Raw genomic sequence first — 20696 nt, forward strand, 5'->3', positions numbered from 1 at the left:
TATCTTCGGAAAAATATTGGTGGGGTGTAAGGGGTGAAACCCCTTGGTGGTTTGTTTCTTTGCAAAAGAAAACATCGTCAATGTTGTAATTAAAAGGGGATTATGCTATAATTTTTAAATATGATTTTTTGTAAAAAAGTGTATATTTTAACTTAAATTGGGAGAAAAAGATGATTAAAGCCGACAGTGTAAATGATGTTTTGAATAAAATAAAAAAGGACTTTGAAAATAGGAAAAGAAGTTCGCATATAATTATGATAGAAGACAGCTTAAATCACGTTTTGGCGTCGGATATAGTTTCGAAAATCAGTATCCCGAGCTTTGACAGAGCGGAAATAGAAGGCTACGCTTTAAACCACGAAAGTCTTTACGGTGCAGACTATTATGACCCTATAATTCTTGATATATCGGGTTTGGACCAAATAAAGGATAACGAAGCAAAATATGTAATAAGCGGGGAAGCACTCCCAAAGGGTGCGGACTGCGTTATCGATATAGAATATGTAAAAGAAAAAGATAAAAGCATATGGGTAAACCGAGAGATAGCTAAGGGGCACGGTGTTTCTTTCAAAGGTTCAAAGATAAAAAGCGGGGACATCGTCTTAAAGAAGGATACCAAGTTAAATCCTTTAAATATCGGACTGCTTGCGAGCCTTAACGAATTCATGGTCGAAGTATATAAGAAAGTAAAAGTTGGAGTCATTTCTTTCGGGGAAGATATAACTATTGTTAGAACGCCGGAAAAGAATAAAGATATAGATTTGAATTCATATATATTATCGTCACAGCTTGAAAACAAGAATGTCATTAGCATTCCTTACGGGATAGCGGATAAAAAGAGTTCTGCTGAAGTACTTGAAAAAGCCTCAAGTGAATGCGATATCGTTACCGTTCTTGTAAGTTCGTCTTTTGACTATTCCGAAGTCTTTGGAGAAAATAAAGTTTATTCCGATGAGATACTAATTTCTCCGGGAGAAGATACTTTGATAATAAATCATAATGATACTCCCGTGTTCTTCCTAAACGGCAATCCCAAAGATGTATATTTGCTATATAATGTTTTCGTAAGACCGGTAATAGACAGTTTTCTTAACATAGAAGAAAATGAACCATACATAAAGGCGAAAAGTATTTATAACGTACCTTCCAAGAAAGGTATAAATGAATATAAACCCGTTAGGATTGAAAAGAAAGACAGCGGATATTATTTTGAAATAATAGAAGATGACAGTCTGATGAGCGAGTTTTTAAGTGCTACAGATGGATATATATTAATACCTAAAGACAAAGACGAGATAAAAAAAGACGAAAGCGTAAAAGTAACTCTTGTGTAAAGGAAGTAAAATGGAATATCTAAAGGACATATCTTTTGAACAACTCAATGAATTATTTGACGAACTGTTAAACAGTATGCCTCTCTTAGAGAGTGAAGAGGTGTCTGTTTTTGATGTAATAGGAAGGGTAATAAGCGAAGATTTATATACAAAGGAAGATGTTCCAAGCTTTGATTATGCTCTAAAAGACGGGGTAAGTATAAACATAAAGGGCTTAAGTAAAAAAGGAGCTTTATTAAAGATAGATGATTATAAAAAAGTGAACAAAGGGGATAGGGTAGAAGACAAATACAATGCAGTGATAGATAATAAGGATGTCATTCATAAAGGATATTCTCTCTACTTGAATAACTATCCTAAAATGTTCGGGAATATAAAATATAAGGGTGAAGATACTCTGAAAGGAAGTTTTTTATACCATAAGGATACTTTAATAACGAGTGAAAAAGCGGGAGTACTTATTTCTTCGGGAATAAAAAAAGTCAAAGTTTACAGAAAACCGAGAGTAAGTATAATACCAACGATAGATATAATCAGCGACAGAAAAAATATAATATTGGATAACGATTCAGCCATCTTAAAAGGAAAATTGGACTTAGGTAGAGTTGATTTAAATATATTAAAACCATTAAGAGAAGTTAAATCGGACTTCGAAAGGGTCATAAAGTCACAGTCCATGTCCTCTAACGCAGTCTTGATACTGGGTAAGACGGGTGAGGGAACTAACGATTATACATTTGATACCATGGCTAAGCTGGGAAGGATTTATTTCAGGGGTGTTAAAATAAATCCGGGAAGCGGTTTTATTCTAGGGAAAATAGAAAACTCCCTGGTGTTCGGTATCCCCGGGGATAACATCTCTGCTATAATGATATATGATTATTTTGTATCGAGATTTCTCTCAAAGCTTACCGTAGGAGATACAAAAAAGGATAAGACTTTATATTCCGCACTTCTAAGCGATACGCCCTCTAGTCCTTACTGTAAGGATTTTGTATTTGTAAATTTATTTTTATATAATGAAAATTATTATGCACTTCCCATACATGAAGTAAACTCGGTATCGGATTATTTAAATGCGGACGGATACTTTATAACAAAGGAAAAACAGACTCTTTTAAACAGAGGAGAAAGCGTAGAGATACATCTTTTGAAAGACAGGAAAGATATAAATAAGAACATACTTTTCACAGGCAGGAAAAATCATTTTAATACAAGTCTTTCAAACTTCTCCAAAAATTCAAATAATGAAATAAATCTCATACTGTCTAAGGATAAGTCTTTATCGGAAAGCTATATCGAAAGCAGGGAATACTTTTTAAAAGATTTCGAGAATAAATTCGATTATTTCAAAGAGGATTTGAATAAGGGGAAAGTTATAATAGAAGGTGCGAGTGAGAGATACGGATTTGCCACAAATAAAAAGTATCTTGATATAGTATCTGTTACGGATTTAGTAAGTAAGGACTTGGAAATAGGAAATTTACCGAGGAATACTTTCTCAAGGTCGTCTTTGGAAGCACTGTTAAAGGCGAAGAACATTGATATCAGCGATATAAAAGGTTTTAAAGAAAACATATATAAGAACGAAAAAGTCTTGCTGTCAGCCCTTCTTGAGGATAAAATAGATATATGTTTTATCAGTGAGAGAGAAGTAAAAAATCATAAGAGCATAAAATTCATCCCGGTAATAATAAAGGAAAATGATTTTATTATAAACTCAAGCGATAAGGTTTTGACGGATATGATACAAAGTATATTTACAGACGAAGACTTAAAAGGATTTTTGTCTGATGATTATGACACGGAAAATTTAGGTAAGATATCTAAGATAGAAAGGTAATAAGCGTAATATGGATGTAAAAGAAAAATCACTTAAACTGCATGAAGATTTAAGGGGAAAAATAGAAGTAGTAAGTAAAAAGGAAGTAAAGACAAGCGAGGACTTATCGCTTTTATATACTCCCGGCGTTGCGGAACCTTGTGTAAAGATACATGAAAATGAGGATAATGTATATAAGTACACCGCAAAGAAAAACTTAGTGGGTGTGGTAAGCGACGGAAGTGCCGTTTTGGGACTTGGAAATATCGGGGCAAAGGCTTCTATTCCGGTAATGGAAGGCAAAGCCATTTTATTCAAGGAGTTCGGTGATGTTGACGCCTTTCCTATATGTATAGATTCTACTGACGTAGAGGATATAGTAAAGACAGTTAAACTTATCTCTCCGGTGTTCGGGGGAATAAACCTTGAAGATATCTCGGCACCGAGATGCGTGGAGGTGGAAGAAAGGCTCAAGGAAGAGCTGGATATCCCTGTCTTTCACGACGACCAGCACGGCACTGCGATAGTTGTGGGAGCGGGTATAATAAACTCTTTAAAAATAGTAAATAAAGATATAGATAAAATAAAGATTGTTGTAAACGGAGACGGTTCCGCCGGATATGCCATAACGAAAATGCTTATAAATCTGGGAGCAGAGAACGTTATCGTATGCGGTATAAACGGAGTGGTAAAAGAAGATGAAAATAACAACTACGTTCAAAGGGAACTGAGTAAGATAACCAATCCGAACAAGGAAGACGGAACTTTGAAAGATGTGATAAAAAATGCCGATGTATTCATCGGTGTTTCCAAGGGTAACCTTGTGGATAAAGAAATGGTGGAAAGCATGAACGATGACGCCGTGATTTTTGCCATGGCAAATCCTACCCCTGAAATCATGCCCGACGTGGCTAAAAGCGGAGGTGCAAGGGTTGTCGGAACGGGAAGAAGTGACTTTGAAAATCAAGTCAACAATGTTTTGGCATTCCCGGGTATCTTTAGGGGTGCTCTTGACGCTTATGCAACAAAGATAAGCGAGGGTATGAAAGTAGCGGCTACTCATGCAATAGCAGACTTCGTTAAAGAAGAGGACTTGAATGAACATAATATCCTTCCGTCCTCTTTGGATAAAGAGGTTGCGTCAGCAGTTGCAAAGGCTGTTTACGATGAAGCAGTAAAAGAAAATATAGTAAAAAATATCAAATAAATCAGTATTATCTCAGGAGGGTAAAGTGAAAGACCAATTATTGAATATCAGCAAAGAAGCTAAAGAAAAAATACAAAATCTTAACGCTTTGGAAGATTTGGAAAATTTCAGGATAGAATTTCTCGGCAAGAAAGGGAAACTTACTTCTATCCTAAGAGGAATGGGAGGACTAAGTAAGGAAGAAAGACCTATTATAGGTAAGCTTGCAAACGAAGTAAGATCGGATATAGAAGAAGAATTAAATAAGATGAAATCTTCCATAGAAGATAAGCTCATGGAAGAAAAATTAAAGAGGGATAAGATAGATATAACTCTTCCCGGCAAGGAAGTCTTAACGGGACATCATCATCCGTTATATCACGTTATCGGCGAACTTCAGGAGATATTCGAATCCCTTGGGTTCAGCGTTGCGGAAGGTCCCGAAGTGGAATTAGTCAAATATAACTTCGATAACCTTAACGTACCTTTGGACCATTCTTCAAGAGACGAAAGCGATACATTCTACGTTGAGGGGGGTAACTGCCTAAGGACTCAGACTTCTCCCGTTCAGGTAAGGACCATGAAAGAGCAGGAGCTTCCTATCAAGGTAATAGCTCCGGGAAAAGTTTACAGGACAGACGAAATAGACGCCACTCATTCTCCTTTGTTCCACCAAATCGAGGGACTTATAATAGACAAGGGTATAACAATGGCTGACCTTAAGGGGACTTTGGAATACGTAGTTAAGAAACTCTACGGGGAAGACACGAAAACAAGGTTCAGACCTCATCAGTTCTACTTTACGGAGCCAAGTGCGGAAATGGACGCAACATGCGTAGTATGTAAGGGCAAGGGATGTAATGTATGTAAAGGTTCGGGATATATAGAGATACTGGGCTGCGGTATGGTTCATCCAAACGTACTTAGAGCATGCGGGATAGATCCTGACGTTTATACCGGTTTTGCCTTTGGAGCGGGACTAGACAGGATGACTACGCTTAAGTACGGTATCAAGGACTTAAGACTGCTTTTCGGAAACGACACAGAGTTATTGACTCAATTTTAAGGAGGATAGAGAATGTTAGTACCAATAAATTGGCTTAAAGAATATGTAAATATAGATAAAGATATAAATGAATTCGCCGAAATGATGACGATGAGCGGTTCCATGGTTGAAACCGTGACTTACCTCGGGGAGGGTATAGAAAATGTAGTGACAGCGAAGATAAATAAGATAACTCCTCATGAGAATGCGGAGAAGCTTATAATATGCACCATGTTTGACGGAGAAGAAGAGTATCAAGTAGTAACCGGAGCGAACAACGTAAAAGAGGGGGATATAGTCCCTTTTGCAAAAGTAGGTGCAAAGCTTCCGGGCGGTATGAAGCTTAAAAAAGCGAAGCTTAGAGGTGTGGAGTCTTTCGGTATGCTTTGCTCGGGACAGGAGCTTGGAATGAGCTCAAGCATTATTCCAAAGAACATGGAAGACGGGATATATATTTTCTCAAATGAGGTTCCTCTCGGTATAGATGCAAAAGAAGCTCTCGGACTTGACGAATATGTTATCGACTTCGAGCTTACAAACAACAGACAGGACTGTAATTCTATCCTCGGTATGGCTTACGAAGCAGGGGCGACCATGGGCGAAAAGTTCATAATGCCCGATTTTAAGATAGAAGATAAGAGTAATGATATAAAGGATAAATTGAGCGTTGAAGTAAAAAACACCGATTTATGCAAGCTTTACTGTGCAAGATTGCTTAGAGTAAAGAAGGTCGAAGACTCTCCTTTATGGATGCAGAAGAGACTTATGGCGTGCGGTATAAGACCTATTTCAAATATAGTAGACGTTTCAAACTACGTTATGCTTGAACTTGGTCAGCCTCTTCATATGTTCGACTACGATAAATTAGAGGGACATAAGATAATCGTAGATACCGCAAAAGACGGAGAAACTATGGTAACTCTCGATAATATCGAAAGAGAACTGGACGATAAAATGCTCCTTATCAACGACGAAAACAGGGGAGTATGCGTTGCCGGAGTAATGGGTGCGGCTAATTCCGTAGTAGACGACGATACGAAGAATATCGTCATAGAATCCGCTAACTTCAATAAAAACTCTATCAGAAGGACATCGAGAAAGTTCGGGCTTAGAAGCGAAGCTTCCGCACACTATGAAAAGGGGATAAATCCTCTTATAACCAGATACGCCATAGACAGAGCGGCTGCACTGCTCGTTGAAATAGGGGCGTGCGAACTAGTTGAAGGTCTTATTGATGAAAACTTCTATGAAAAGGAACCTGTCAAAATGGATATAGATTACAGAGATGTAAATAAACTTCTTGGAAGCGATATCTCTGCGGAAGAACAGATAAAGCTTCTCGATTTACTGAACTTCGAACCTAAACTTAACGGGGACATAATAAGTATCACGGCTCCTATGCTTCGAGATGATGTGAATATCAAAGAAGATGTAATAGAAGATATCGCGAGGATGTACGGATACAATAACCTCCCTAGTACCCTCATGGAAAGCTCAAATCATATAAGTGAGAAGAATGCCTACTACAGGGACAAAAACGCTCTTAAGGACGCTCTCGTTGCCGCAGGTGCTCTCGAAACCCTTACTTATACGTTCACGTCAAAAGAAAAGCTGGATGAACTGGGTTTTGATGAAACCGATATAAGAAGCAAATACTTAAAGGTAATAAATCCTCTCGGTGAAGACACCGCATACATGAGGACCAGCATGATGGTAAGTATGCTTGAAGCACTTTCTTTCAACTATTCAAGGAAGAACAAAGAAAGAGTGTTGTTTGAAGTGGGGAATGTATTCTTTAACGATAAATTCGATGAGCTTGGACTTCCTCTTCAAAAGGAACACCTTGTTATAGGTAAATACAATACCGATTTCTTTGAAATAAAAGGTATCGTTGAATACTTATTCAATAAGTTCAGGATAAAGGGCGTCAAATTCATCAAAGCAGAGGAAAATATGCTTCATCCTTCAAGAAGTGCTTATGTATGTATAGATGACAAGATAATCGGATATATCGGAAATGTACATCCGATACTTTTAAAGAAATACAACCTTAAAGAAGACGTCGTGGTTGCTGAGCTCGATGTCAAGACCATAATCGAACTTTACGATAGGGAAGTGGTATTCAAGGAATTTCCTAAATTCCCTGCTCTTGAAAGAGATATCGCCGTAGTCGTGGATGAAGATGTCTACGCAGGAGAAATAATAGATGAAATCAAGAAAGCCGGGGGGAAATATCTTGTAAAAGCCGAAGTGTTCGATGTGTTCACAGGAGAACAGGTAGGTCAGGGTAAGAAATCAGTTGCGGCTGCTCTTAACTTCAGAGCTGAAGACAGGACCCTTACCGACGAAGAGATCGACGTTACTTTCTCTAAGATAGTAAAAGCTTTAGACGAAAATCTAAATGCAAAATTAAGATAGTATAAATAATAAAAAAGGTACTAAAAAGTACCTTTTTTTAATTCATATATTTATTTTCAAATTCTTCCACCGTTAAGGGTTTCGAGAAGTAATATCCTTGAATATAATCGCATTTATAATTTTCCAGCATATCGAATTGTTCTTTCGTCTCAACGCCTTCAGCAACTGTCTTTGTCTTTTCTATGTGTTTGCACATATCTATCACGTGTTCTATTATTATCCTTGCATTAGGGTTTGAATTGATATTGTCTATTATGCTCTTATCTATCTTTAAGTTATCAAACTCTATCTTCGTAAGTATGGATAAGTTTGAGTAATCGGAGCCGAAGTCATCGAGAGATATGGTAAAGCCTTCTTTTCTGAACCTTTTTATTTTTTCAAACAGGACAGCGTCACTCATCTTGGAAATGCTTTCCGTTACTTCTATATTTATAAGACTGTGAGGTATATCGTAATGGTCACAAATACTGCATATCTTATCGATTATTTTATATTCCATAACCGTGACTCTGGATATATTTATGCTGATTGCTATAAAAGGTCTCTTTTCACTTCTCCATTTGTCAAGTATCTTACATACGCTTTCCAAGACGAATAAATCGACATGCCTTATGATATTCTTCGCTTCATAAGAAGAAATGAATTTGTCGGGGGTTATCAGACTTCCGTCGTCATCTATTTTTCTTACCAACGCTTCGGCCCCTGATATCCTGCCCGTGGAAGTTTCTATCTGAGGCTGAAGCAATATGGTAAATTTATTGTCAGCTATTTCTCTTATGAGTTTCTTTGAAACTTCCGAGCGGTAATTGTGTTCTTTTACAAGGTTTGATTTGTAATAAGACTGCTTTTCGAGATACATTAGATTATCCGCATTCTTGATTAGTTTTTCCAGTTCGTTTGTACCCTCATCCCATACGGCACCGATGGATATGTTTATCTCTTCCTCGTTTTTTAAAAGCTTTCTTAATTTAGCGACTGTTTTATCGAATTCATGCTTTTCGGTGTTTGGACAAAGTGCGACGAATTCGTCACCGCCCACTCTGAATACATGTTTGTCATATACTTTTTTTAAGAGCTCCGCCGTTTGTTTTAAAAGCACATCTCCGTAGTCGTGACCGTAATTGTCATTTACCAGTTTAAGTCCGTTTACGTCTATATAGACTATTCCTATATTTTCAGGGGGATTTTCGTTAAAATGTTCTATTACATTAATATAGTGATTTCTGTTTCCAAGATTTGTCAGAGCATCGTAATAGCTCATTTTATTTAAAGTCTGAAGGAGTTTTCCTTTGTCTATATCGTTCATTATAAAGTAAGTCAGTGTCTTTATAAGCGTAAGGTCGTTTATATTTTTCTTAGGGTCGTCCACTCCGAGAAACCCCGTTATTTGCCCGTCTTTTATTAAAGGAGCTGCAATCAGGCTTTCAATTCCCTGATCCGATAATATTTTATATGCCGGAGAACTTTTATCATATTTTTTATCCAATGCCGAAATATAGAATTCTCCTTCGTTGTTGAACTGCGTTATCCAGTCATCTATAAGGGATATCGGAAGCTTTTGAAGATTATCTATTTCTTTGGTAACGTCTTTTGTGCAGTATTCGTATGAGTTTGAAAAAACTTTGTTTTCATAATCGATTTCAAATATATATGCACGGTTCCCTTCATAAAATCCGCAGACTATTTCAAGAAGCTTATTTATAGCTTCTTTGGTATTTCCGTCGGAAGAAAGAGTCTGTATACATTTAACTATAGTCTCTTCTTTGTACAGTTCGTATTCAAGCTTTCTTTTTTCGCTTTCTTTCTGGGTTATGTCCGTTGCTATTTCGAGCCTTGCTTTTTTACCGTCTACATCTATGATCTTATCTCTTACAATAAAGTATTCTTTAAGCAGGGGATTATAAGTTTCCCACGTATAAAAAGATTCTTCGTTGATCAAATTATTGGTACAAAAAGGACACGGCGAATCTAGACCCTGCAAAACTTTATAACATTTTTGACCTTGATAAATTTCTTTTTTATCAATATTAAATTTTTCTTTTGCAGTCTCATTCATATAGATGAGTTCAAATTTATCCATATCGCTTATATATATTAAATTGTCCATTTCATTGAGTATTAGCGAACATATTTCTTCGTATTTCATTTTATATTTTTAAGCAGTAAAACCTGCCTTCTCCTTTTATTCTTATATATCATTATATATCAACTCAAAAAGAAAGTGTACAAATTTCGCACACTTTCACTAAATAATTACATTTTTCTATTTTAATGTTATTTTTTTAGGATATTTGTAACTGTAGCTTCCATGAATAAACTTGACAGTGTACTTTCCTTTTGAAAGCAGTTTTTTATTATATTTACCATAGTTTCCGTAACCTTTGAATGAAACAGCCAGTTTTTTATTTGCTTTTTGATAATAAAAACCTTTATTGAATACCATCTTTCCTTTTGAATTATAAATCCTTATATAACTCGTTCCCGGTCTGTTTGGTTTCATTGACAGTATCGTGGATTTTTTTCTCTTGACAGTTGTCTTTGTAATCTTCGTACTTAGTCTTGTAGCTTTATTATAGGCTTTTATGGTATATTCCTTTGATTTGACGCTCTTTGATGATGTTGACAAGACGAATTTAATCATATACTTCGTTCCCGATGAACTTCTTTTTACGTAGCTTCCCGTTTTGTATCCCGCTTTATTTCCTTTAGTTGCTTTTCCGTCCCAGAAAATCTTTTCGGATGTCGTTCCCGTCTTCGGCTTTGTAATGCTTTTCTTTGCGACTAATTGTTTCTTTGTGTTGTATACCTGAAGTTCAAGCTTAGCATTCTTTTTGTTCGAATATATTTTTCCTTCGGCTTTTAGATTATTTCCATATCCCGGAGTAAATCCGTAACTTGGGGCGGGACTTATCTTTATAGATGAAATCGTGAGTTTGTCTGCATTGTTTGAGGATGTGCTTGATTTTCCCTTTCTTACTATATCTATACTGTTCTTTAAAACGTATCCCACGGAGTCGTTATGATTATATAAGTTCTCAAAATTTACATTGCCGCTTTTAACTCCCATGTCGCTTTGGACTTTATAATATTCGCCGCTCGTTCCCAGTATAACCACGGGCATTCCGATAGGTTCGTTTAGGTTTTTATTTGATAATTTATAAAATACTTTACTTCCTGATGAAGGTTTTTCATGTACATTTGCTGTCTTATTGGTTACTCCGATAGTATATTTTTCATAGTCTTTGCTTCCCATATTTTTATCTTGAGTATAGGCAACTCCGCCTATTTTCTCTCCGTGATAAGGGTCGGAAGCATATTTTACGTTTACTCCTATTTTTTTGTTTCCCGGAGAAGAACCGTAATATCTGAAATCGGAATTTGCATCGAAGTAAGCCCTGCTTAAATGTCTGTAGGCGTGTTCTTCTATGCATTTCTTCGGACTTTCGAAGGAATATGCATTGTCGGGGTTTTCGTCGTATGCCGCTATTCCAAAGAGGTTGTTTTTATTTATAGCATAACTGCTGGTCCCGTATCCGCTTTCCAGATTTGCAAAAGCGAGTTCCATAAGAGCATTTATCCCATATTTATTTTGAACATCTATGAGCGTCCCGCCTTGATTTTTGAGTTTTGAATTGCTCGGATAAGTATTTATCCTCTTATTTAAATCGTCTTTTGTGTAGTTTGTTTTTGTCCTATAGGAAAGATAGGTATAGTAGGGGTAGTGGGTACCCACTTTCGACGAAGAGCTTAAATATTTTGAGGTATAAAAGTTTACTCCGTCCATGCTGTAATATCTTGTATCGGTCTTCATGAAAGAAGGAGCCTTGTCTACAATAAAACTTTGCAGTGATGATTTTTCACCGCTTTCATACTTTGATGAGACGCTTGGGTCGGTGAGTATGGATACGTAGTGATAGAGTTCTCTGTTCGAATTTACGTAATAATATCCCGCAGAGTATTTCTTTTGAGAGTTTGAAGCCGATAGATATGTATCGCTCAAGACCGCTTCGGGGATAAATGTAAGATTATCCGAAGAGGTATAGTTTGTTATCCCGCTTATACCTATTTTGCAGGTTGAAGATGAAAGGTTGTTTTTATTCTCTGCACCGTAGTAGTATACTTCGTGGTTGGTAGGTATGTATGGTGCCGAGGAACCGTAGTTCTTATCCAGTGTGATGATAGCGGAGTTCACCGAAATATAAGCTTTACCCAGCTTCATATCGATTATTTTTTCGCTGTCGTTCAATATCACCAATCCGTTAGCTTTTTTTGTATATTCGCTTGAGTTTTTGTTCTTATACTCGGTATACATAGAATTCATCGAATTTTTTGCACTTCCAAAGGTACCGTATGTCTTTAACTTGTTAAATTTGACTAGGGTAGGGTATTTGTCCGAAGATTTGTTTTTTGCCGCATAAGCATATGCCACATGAAAATTTTTGGAAACTGCTTTCGTGTTTTTATTCTTGCTATTTAAATACTCCCTTGGTATTTCATCCCCTTTATATTTACTTTCGTTGTTTGCTTCGTTCTTTACGAAATCGGGGATGTCCAAAGTGTTTAAATCCTTTGCATTTATACTGAATGAGGGGATAAGGAATAATAATAAAATGAGAATTATCCTTTTACCTATTTTCATAAAATTTCTCCTTATGTTTTTTTAATAATAAAATTATACAATCATAAAAAAGATTTTGAACATTAAGATGAAATTGGCATAAAAGGAAAAAAAAGACACTTTAAAAGTGTCTTTTTATTTTATGATTAATCTTTTAGTATAAGTGTATTTATAACTTCCATGGATAAATCTTACTTTATAAGTACCTTTGAGCTTTTTATTTTTATATTTCCCGTAATTCCCGTAACCTTTAAAGGATGCTGCTCTTCTTGCGCCCGAACTTTTATTTGTAAAAGAATAATCAGCAACACACGAACCTCCCAGTGTATATACTCTTATAAAAGATGTTCCGGGTCTGTTTGGATAACATGCCATAACTGTCGATTCTCCCGCTTTTATCGTTGTTCGTGTAATATTAGCTTTCATTGATGTCGCTGTATTATAAGCTTTAAATGAGTAAAGCGGAGATGTTACATATTTGCTTCCGTTTTTCACATAAAGCCTTACGTAATATTTAGTCCCTTTACTGCTTCTGCTTAAGTATCTGCTTCCTATTTTTCCGTTCCATGAAATAGTAACATTTCCCGATTTATTTATAGTTTTAGATATAACTTTTAATCTTTTCTTTTTAGAGTTATATATCCTTACTTCATATTTTGTATTCTTTTTATTCGTCTTTGCATAACAGCTGAAAGTCATATTGTTTTTATATCCCGGAACAAATCCGTAGCTTGTATACGGTCTTACCGCCATTTTGCTTATGCCTAAGCTTAATTTTGAACTTGTGCTAGGCTTTGAGCCGGAACTTGCATTTGAATTTGAACCTGATGAAGAAGGTTTACTTGAAGGTATGTTCCCGCTGCCTTCTCTTATAACTGTCACTTGACTTTTTTGAACATATCCTACGCTTGATGCAAAGTCATACTTATTTTTATAATTTGCCGAGTTCTTTACAACGCCCATATCTGTTTGGACTTTATAGTAATTTCCGCTGGTACCGATAATAGCAACCGTCATTCCCGCCGGCGCAGAAGAACCTTTCGTCCCTAGTCTATGGAAAGAACCGCCTGAAGTAGATGCTTTTTTATAAATGTATGCAGCGGTCTTGGTTTTACCTATGGTATAAACTCCGTAATCTCTGGAACCCATGTTCTTATCCTGCGTATATGCGATACCGCTTATTTTTTCTCCGTGGTAAGGGTCTGATGCATATTTTACATTTACTCCGATATCTTTACTCCCCGGTGAAGTCCCGAAATATCTGGAGTCGGTTTCTGCATCGAAGTAACCCTGTGAGAGATATCTTGATGCATGTCTTATAATGCAGTCTCCCGCAGATTTGAAATACGTTGCTCCGTCAGGGTTTGAATCCGTAGCCGCTATACCAAATAAATTTTTTCTTGATATGGCATAACCGCTTGTCCCGTATGCACTCTCTAAATTTGCAAAGGATAATTCAAGAAGAGCGTTTATACCATATGTATTTTGTGCTGTTATTAGATCCTTACCGCATCCTCTTAGAATACTTTTACTTGAATAACTTTTTATCCTGCTGTCAAACTGCGAAGCGGAATAATGGCTTTTGGTCCTATATGGAAGGTTTTTAAAGTATGGATGATATGTTCCGGCTTTTCCAGTCAGATATGCTCCCGTGTAAAAGTCATATCCGTTCATACTGTAATATCTCGTACCTGCTTTCATGAATGAAGGTGCTTTATCGACTACGAAGCTTATGCCGTCGCCGGTCTGACCTCCCGCACTTGATATCGTATAGTATGTATGCACAAGCTCTCCCGCAGAGTTTCTTGAATAGTAACTTCGGTTGTATCTTCTTCCTCCGCTGTTTGCACTTTTATAGACCTGGAGTATAACCGTTTCGGGGATCAAAGTAAGGTTTGAAGATGATACATATCCCGTTTCTCCGCTTATACCCACGTTTACGCTGGCCTGTGTTGATGTATTTGCTTTTGCTGAATAATAATACAGTTCATGATTGGACGTTATATATGTGCTTCCTATATTCATCGTTGCACCGCTTGGAGTCGCAAATGCTCTTCCTTTTTTCATTGCAATGATTTTTCCCGATTTATTTGTTATACAAAGTCCGTTGGCATAAGAAGACTTATTCTGAGAATTATATGTATTATACTGAGAATTCATATAACTCATTGCGGAATCGAAGCTTGGAAAGCTTTTTAATGTCTGGAAGCTCGTTACGGTCGCATTTTTATCGGAAGATTTTTTCTTTGAACCGTAAGCACGGCATACGTTAAAATTATTTACGGCTGCTGCACGAGCCATTTTCGGTGCTTGTTCCGTGCTCTCCTCCGGATTTTCCGCTTTTTTCCCTTCTTCCATGGAATAGGATTCTCTGTTTTCTTTTTCATTACTGTTTGTTTCCGATTCATTAGCCTGAGACGGCACATCGTAAGTTATATCCATATTCATATCTTCGGCGAAAACGCTTCCCGATACGGATGTGATAAATAGGATTATTAGAATTATGCTTATTTTCTTTATTGCTTTCATATTTTGTTTCGTTCCTCCAAAAGGCAGTATTTACTAAATTATACAATATTCGACAAATATTTACAATAAAAAAAGAGCCTATGACTCTTTTTGGTTAAATTTTACAGGAAACCATAGATTTTGTACATCAATATGGAACCGCTGACGTTTGCATTCAGTGATTCGCATTTACCGCTCATTGGTATCTTTACTTCCTTTGTGGCATATTTTAAACATTCATCGCTTATCCCGTTTCCTTCGTTCCCCACTATCAAAACGTTGTTATTATTATTTAGTTTTATATTTTCTCTTCCGTTCAAGGTGGAAGCTATTATGTCAAATCCTTTTTCTTTTAATGTTTTTAATATTTTATAATCTTCATCCAAGATTATTTTAGTGTTTATTATGCTTCCCGCACTCGCTCTTACTGCTTTATTAAGGAAAGGGGAGGCTGAAGCGTTTAATACCACTCCGTCAAAATCCGTACACACACTGCTCCTTATAAGCCCTCCCACGTTTTCGGGGTCCTGCACTCTGTCTAAATATAATATGTTGTCATTTTCATTTATATCATTTATATCAGAGTGCTTTGTTTCTATGACCGCAAGCACTCCCTGAGGGGTTTTTGTAGAGGAGATGTATTTGAATATTTCATTATCCACTTCAATAGCATTTTTATACTCCTCGGTGTATTCTTCGGTAGTTATTATATATTTTATGATATGGGTCTTATTTTCCAGTGCGTCGTTTACGAACTTTATTCCTTCAAGGATAAAAAGTCCATATTTATCCTGATATTTCTTTTTTTCCAGACTCTTTATAAGTTTGATTATTTTATTTGTCTTTGATGTTATCATTGCTTTCCTCTTTGATTTTCTCATATCATTATAACTATTTTTACCGTAAATGTAAACAAAATAAAAAAGGACATATATATGTCCTTTTTTATTACTGAGCTTTCTTATCAAAAGCTTCTTTTACCATTTCTTTGGTCACGGTAAGTTCTTTTACATCTTCGCTGCTTGGTGCTTCGTACATAACGTCCAGCATGATGTCTTCGAGGATACTTCTAAGCCCTCTCGCTCCGGTTTCTCTCTTGACGGTTTCCTTTGCGATAAGTTCTACAGCATCTTTATCAAAGTGTAAATCTACATCGTCTAAGCTTAGTAAATATTTATATTGTTTTACCAAAGCATTCTTAGGTTTTGTCAGGATATTAACAAGAGCTTTTTCATCAAGCTTTTTAAGTGAAGCACTTATAGGAAGTCTGCCCACAAGTTCGGGGATGAGACCGTATTTCACGAAGTCCTGAGGCTGTGCAAGGCTAAATAAATCGTCTGTGGATTTATCCTTGACTCCGGTGATATCGTTGCCGAAGCCCATTGAATGAGTTCCAAGTCTTTTCTTTACAACTTCGTCCAGACCGTCGAAAGCACCTCCGCAGATAAATAATATATCTTTGGTATCTATTTGAATGAAGTCCTGATGAGGATGTTTTCTTCCGCCCTGAGGGGGAACGTTGGCAGTTGTTCCTTCAAGTATTTTAAGGAGTGCCTGCTGTACACCTTCACCGCTTACATCTCTCGTAATAGATGTGTTTTCGCTTTTTCTGGCAATCTTATCGATTTCGTCGATATATATTATCCCTTTTTGTGCCATTTCCACGTTATAATCTGCAGCCTGGATAAGTCTGAGTAAGATGTTTTCAACGTCTTCACCTACATATCCCGCTTCCGTAAGCGCAGTGGCATCCGCAATCGCAAAAGGTACTTTTAATATCTTTGCCAGTGTTGAAGCAAGAAGTGTTTTACCGCTTCCCGTCGGTCCTGTTAGTAAGATATTGCTTTTTTGAAGTTCTACATCCGAATCTTTATCATCACTGTTTTCTATTACGCTTATTCTCTTATAGTGATTATAAACCGCAACGGCTAAAGTCTTTTTAGCATCGTCCTGGCCGATTACATATTCATCCAATAATTCTTTGATTTTGTTAGGTTTTTCTACATCATTAAGATTTGGAGCTAAGTCATTAACAAATTCGTTATTGTCATCATCGTAAAATGTTTCGCTGAACATTTCGCTGCAAAGTGCAACACATTCGTTACATATAAATACTCCCGGTCCAGCTACCAAACTCTTGACTTCCGATTGGGTCTTTCCGCAAAATGAACAATGATTCTGCTCTTCGTAAGTTTTGTTTTCGTCACTCATATAATAGCTCCTTTCTTATTTATCTTTTTTCTATGACTTTATCTATAAGACCGTATTCCATAGCCTCTTTAGCAGTCATAAAGTTATCTCTGTCTGTATCTTTTTCGATTGTTTTAAGTGTTTTTCCCGTTCTTTTACTAAGTATCTTATTAATATCTTCTCTTGTCTTTAAGAGTCTTTTTGCGTGGATCTCTACATCGCTGCTTTGTCCCTGAAAACCGCCTAGGGGCTGATGTATCATTATTTCACTGCTTGGCAGAGCTATTCTCTTACCTTTTTCACCGCATGCTAAGAGGAATGCTCCCATAGATGCAGCCATACCGATACAAATCGTCGATACATCGCATTTGATATAATTCATAGTGTCATATATAGCCATTCCCGCAGTAACGCTTCCGCCCGGGGAGTTGATATATAACTGTATCTCTTTTTCGCTGTCCTGTGACTCTAAGAATAGCATTTCCGCTACCACTAAATTAGCCACGTCGTCGTTTATTTCTCCTGAGAGAAATATTATTCTGTCTTTAAGTAAACGAGAGTAGATATCGTAAGAGCGTTCGGCTCTTCCTTCATTTTCTACTACCATTGGGATTAATGGCATAAAAATTACCTCCGAATTTAGGTTTATTTTTCTTCTTTTTCTTCTTCTCTAACCTTAGCATTTTCAATTAGGAAATCGAAAAGTTTTCTTTGTTTGATGAAGTTTTCGATGTAATTTTCCGTAGCTTCGTCAAGGACTTTCTTAAAGTCTTCAACCTTTTGGTTGTAAGCTTTTGCGAAGTTTTCATATTCCGCTTCTTTTTCTTCGTCACTTACATCAAAACTTTCAACTTCCATTAATTTATTTAATACCAAGTCTTGTTTTACATCATGTTCAGCTTGTTCAACGAACAGTGCATCGAAATCAGCTTCGCTTTTTCCTTCGTTTTGCTGTTTCATTATTTCGTAGTATGTTTTTGGGTCGATACCGCTTTGCATTATCTGCTGTTCGAACTGAGCCTTAACGTCTTCTGTCTTTCTGTCTATCATACATTTAGGGATATCGATTTCAGTATTCTTGCATACTTCTTCGATAATAGTATTGATAGCAGCGCCTTTAAGATTGTTTTCTCTTTGTTCTTTTATAGTTTTCTTTAAGCTTTCTTTGTATTCGTCCAAAGTATCGAATTCACTTACGTCGGCTGCGAAATCATCGTCAAGCTCTGGAAGTTCTTTAGCTTTTACTTCGTGTATCTTTACTTTGAATACGCTGTCTTTTCCCGCAAGTTCAGCGGCATGGTATTCTTCAGGGAAAGTAACGTTTACCTCTGTTTCTTCTCCGGCTTTTTTACCTATAAGCTGATCTTCGAATCCCGGGATGAAAGAATTGCTTCCGAGAACCAACGGATAGTTTTCGCCTTTTCCGCCTTCGAAAGGTTCATCTCCCACATATCCGTCAAAGTCTATTATCACTGTGTCGCCGTCTTTAGCTTCGGTATCTTCAACGCTTACTAATCTTGCGTTTTGTTCTCTTACTCTTTCAAGTTCGTCTTCTACGTCTTTGTCTGTAGCTTCATACTCTGTAGAGTAGATTTCGATACCTTTATATTCGCCAAGTTCGAATTCAGGTTCCAATTCAACTTCAATAGTAAATGTAGCACCTTCTTCTTTGCTTATACTGTCTAACTTTGTCATTGCAGGCATGTTTACAGGTTTTAAATCATGTTCTTCTATAGCTTTTTCGTATTCTGATGGGAATGCTTCGTCTAATGCATCTTCAAAGAATACGCCTTCGCCGTATCTGTTTTCAATAATCTTTCTTGGGGCTTTTCCTTTTCTGAAACCATCGATGTTGAACTTACCTCTGTTTTTTTTGTATGCAGCATCAAGGGCCTTGCTAAAATCTTCTGCGGTAACTGTTATTGTGATTGTTGCCACGTTGTTTTCTTTCTTATCTAATATTGAACTCATTTATATTTTTACCTCCTAAGTCCCATTCTAACTCAAAATAGTATTATATCATAATTAATCAGAAATTCAAGATTTAAAAGGCTTTTGTTTACATATATTTGTAAAAAAAAGGATATTTTAAAAACCTAAGTCAATTTTTCTGCAATTTGTTAACAAAACGCAGCTTTCAAGTCATAATATACACTGTTTGACCAATATTTTTATCAATGGTATTTAACATATACTAAATATAAATCATTATATTAGGATTATAATAATATTAAATTTTGATAATAAAAATGTCGTTTTTTGTTGATAAAGTTTATTTTTTTAATATTTATCAATGAACGGATGATTGTAATGAATTATTGATTGTGCGGTAAAAATTCATGTAAATCAATAAATTAAAGCATTTGAATATAAAATTTAAAATCTAAAAAATTTAGGAAAGATACATTTTAGAAATTTGCTTTGGTTTACATAGTAAAATCATTGCTTTATATTTCAGATGAATATTATCTGGATATGTTTTTTATGGATATATATCCTTTTATATTTTTATTATTATATTATTATCCTAATCATTTTTTATAAGGGAGTATTATCATTATTGATATGGGGTGATTTTTCTTATTATTGTTTTCTATCGTTAAATATATTCTTTTATATTATTTATCTTATATTATTATCTCCACAATTTTTGATAGGGGGGTACTCCAATTTTTGAGTAGGGGTACCCTAATTTTTGATAGGGGAGTATTATGTTTTTAAGTAAGTGAACTTTTTATATAAACTCCATTTTTTTATGGATATATATTCTTTTATAATATTATACGTTATACTATTATCTTTGACGTTTTTGCCTAGGGGGTACCCTCATTTTTGCATAGGGGTATAGGCAATTTTGCCTAGGGGGTAAGTAGAGGTTGTTTTCAAGGAATAAGCAATCAAAAGCTTATTTTAATATTTCAATACTTTATGTAGGTCAAAGTCGTTTTAAATGGTCTCATCGGAAACACTTAAAAGGAAATTCACATTACCGAGTTTGTGTATTATTATATTTTGAAATTTAAAATTTTAGATAGTAATATGAAAAAATTTATATAAAATAAGAATGAATAAGATTTTTTGCGGGGCAGAGGCTGTTTAAAATTTATGGAAGAGATGATATAAAGAAATTTGTAAATAAATTAAAGTCTTGGTTTTTATTGAATTTTATAATTAATAATAAATCTGATTAAATTTTGGTAAAACAACTTTATAAGTATTATTGTTCATTTATATGCCAAAGCATATCTAAGTTTAACGAATTAAACTTGATAAGATTTATTTGAATTTTTAACAGTAATAGTGTCATTGAGCATTGAAAATAGATATGATATAAAAAACTATCTTTTCCATAAAAGAGGGGCTCGGCAGTTTTTTTGCAAAATATAAATTTTATTGATTGTTACCTGTAATTACTTCAAATACTTTTTTCTTGTTATTGAAAGGTTTTATTTTTTTTAAGATAAGACTTTGTTTTTAAAGAGTTGGGAGAGCGACTGTTTCCTGAAAATCGGGTAGATTTTCAGAGAAAATCCAGTCGCGTTAAAAGCCATCACGGCGATTAAGTGATGTCCTTT

12 protein-coding genes are annotated in these 20696 nt (G+C 35.7%); 5 read left to right on the forward strand and 7 right to left on the reverse strand.

What is annotated here, in order from left to right:
* Positions 1-170 precede the first annotated feature (170 nt).
* From NSA01_RS08685 to pheT, 5 genes are read left to right on the forward strand one after another with little or no spacing between them, the layout of a single operon-like run.
* Entirely contained in the window at positions 171-1334 is a 1164-nt protein-coding gene (locus tag NSA01_RS08685) for a molybdopterin molybdotransferase MoeA (RefSeq protein WP_257481077.1), read from the forward strand.
* A gap of 10 nt (positions 1335-1344) precedes the next feature.
* Complete coding sequence (locus NSA01_RS08690) at positions 1345-3177, forward strand: substrate-binding domain-containing protein (protein WP_257481078.1); 1833 nt, start codon at positions 1345-1347, stop codon at positions 3175-3177.
* A 10-nt stretch (positions 3178-3187) separates the two neighbouring features.
* The gene (locus tag NSA01_RS08695) at positions 3188-4363 is read left to right on the forward strand and encodes an NAD(P)-dependent malic enzyme (RefSeq protein ID WP_257481079.1); all 1176 of its coding nucleotides are present in this window, start codon (positions 3188-3190) and stop codon (positions 4361-4363) included.
* Positions 4364-4388: 25 nt separating this feature from the next.
* Complete coding sequence (pheS, locus tag NSA01_RS08700; protein WP_257481080.1) at positions 4389-5408, forward strand: phenylalanine--tRNA ligase subunit alpha; 1020 nt, start codon at positions 4389-4391, stop codon at positions 5406-5408.
* A gap of 12 nt (positions 5409-5420) precedes the next feature.
* Positions 5421-7805 (forward strand): phenylalanine--tRNA ligase subunit beta, encoded by a 2385-nt coding sequence (gene pheT, locus NSA01_RS08705; protein WP_257481081.1) that lies wholly within the window; start codon positions 5421-5423, stop codon positions 7803-7805.
* A 37-nt stretch (positions 7806-7842) separates the two neighbouring features.
* On the opposite strand, the gene NSA01_RS08710 is transcribed toward pheT, so the two are convergent.
* The 7 genes from NSA01_RS08710 to tig form a co-directional block, all read right to left on the reverse strand.
* The gene (locus tag NSA01_RS08710; protein ID WP_257481082.1) at positions 7843-9951 is read right to left on the reverse strand and encodes a sensor domain-containing phosphodiesterase; all 2109 of its coding nucleotides are present in this window, start codon (positions 9949-9951) and stop codon (positions 7843-7845) included.
* A 117-nt stretch (positions 9952-10068) separates the two neighbouring features.
* The gene (locus NSA01_RS08715) at positions 10069-12444 is read right to left on the reverse strand and encodes a glucosaminidase domain-containing protein (protein ID WP_257481083.1); all 2376 of its coding nucleotides are present in this window, start codon (positions 12442-12444) and stop codon (positions 10069-10071) included.
* 114 nt (positions 12445-12558) lie between these two features.
* Positions 12559-14952 (reverse strand): glucosaminidase domain-containing protein, encoded by a 2394-nt coding sequence (locus tag NSA01_RS08720; RefSeq protein ID WP_257481084.1) that lies wholly within the window; start codon positions 14950-14952, stop codon positions 12559-12561.
* 101 nt (positions 14953-15053) lie between these two features.
* Positions 15054-15788 carry a TrmH family RNA methyltransferase gene (locus NSA01_RS08725; RefSeq protein WP_257481085.1) on the reverse strand — a complete coding sequence of 245 codons (735 nt, stop codon included), beginning with the start codon at positions 15786-15788 and terminating at the stop codon, positions 15054-15056.
* A 91-nt stretch (positions 15789-15879) separates the two neighbouring features.
* Positions 15880-17142, reverse strand: coding sequence for an ATP-dependent protease ATP-binding subunit ClpX (clpX, locus tag NSA01_RS08730; protein ID WP_257481086.1), 1263 nt, complete (start codon positions 17140-17142; stop codon positions 15880-15882).
* Between the two features lie 19 nt (positions 17143-17161).
* Entirely contained in the window at positions 17162-17743 is a 582-nt protein-coding gene (gene clpP / locus NSA01_RS08735; RefSeq protein ID WP_257481087.1) for an ATP-dependent Clp endopeptidase proteolytic subunit ClpP, read from the reverse strand.
* Between the two features lie 23 nt (positions 17744-17766).
* Positions 17767-19092 carry a trigger factor gene (gene tig / locus NSA01_RS08740; protein WP_257481088.1) on the reverse strand — a complete coding sequence of 442 codons (1326 nt, stop codon included), beginning with the start codon at positions 19090-19092 and terminating at the stop codon, positions 17767-17769.
* Positions 19093-20696: the final 1604 nt, after the last annotated feature.

This window comes from Anaerofustis stercorihominis (assembly GCF_024623185.1).
GTDB lineage: Bacteria > Bacillota > Clostridia > Eubacteriales > Anaerofustaceae > Anaerofustis.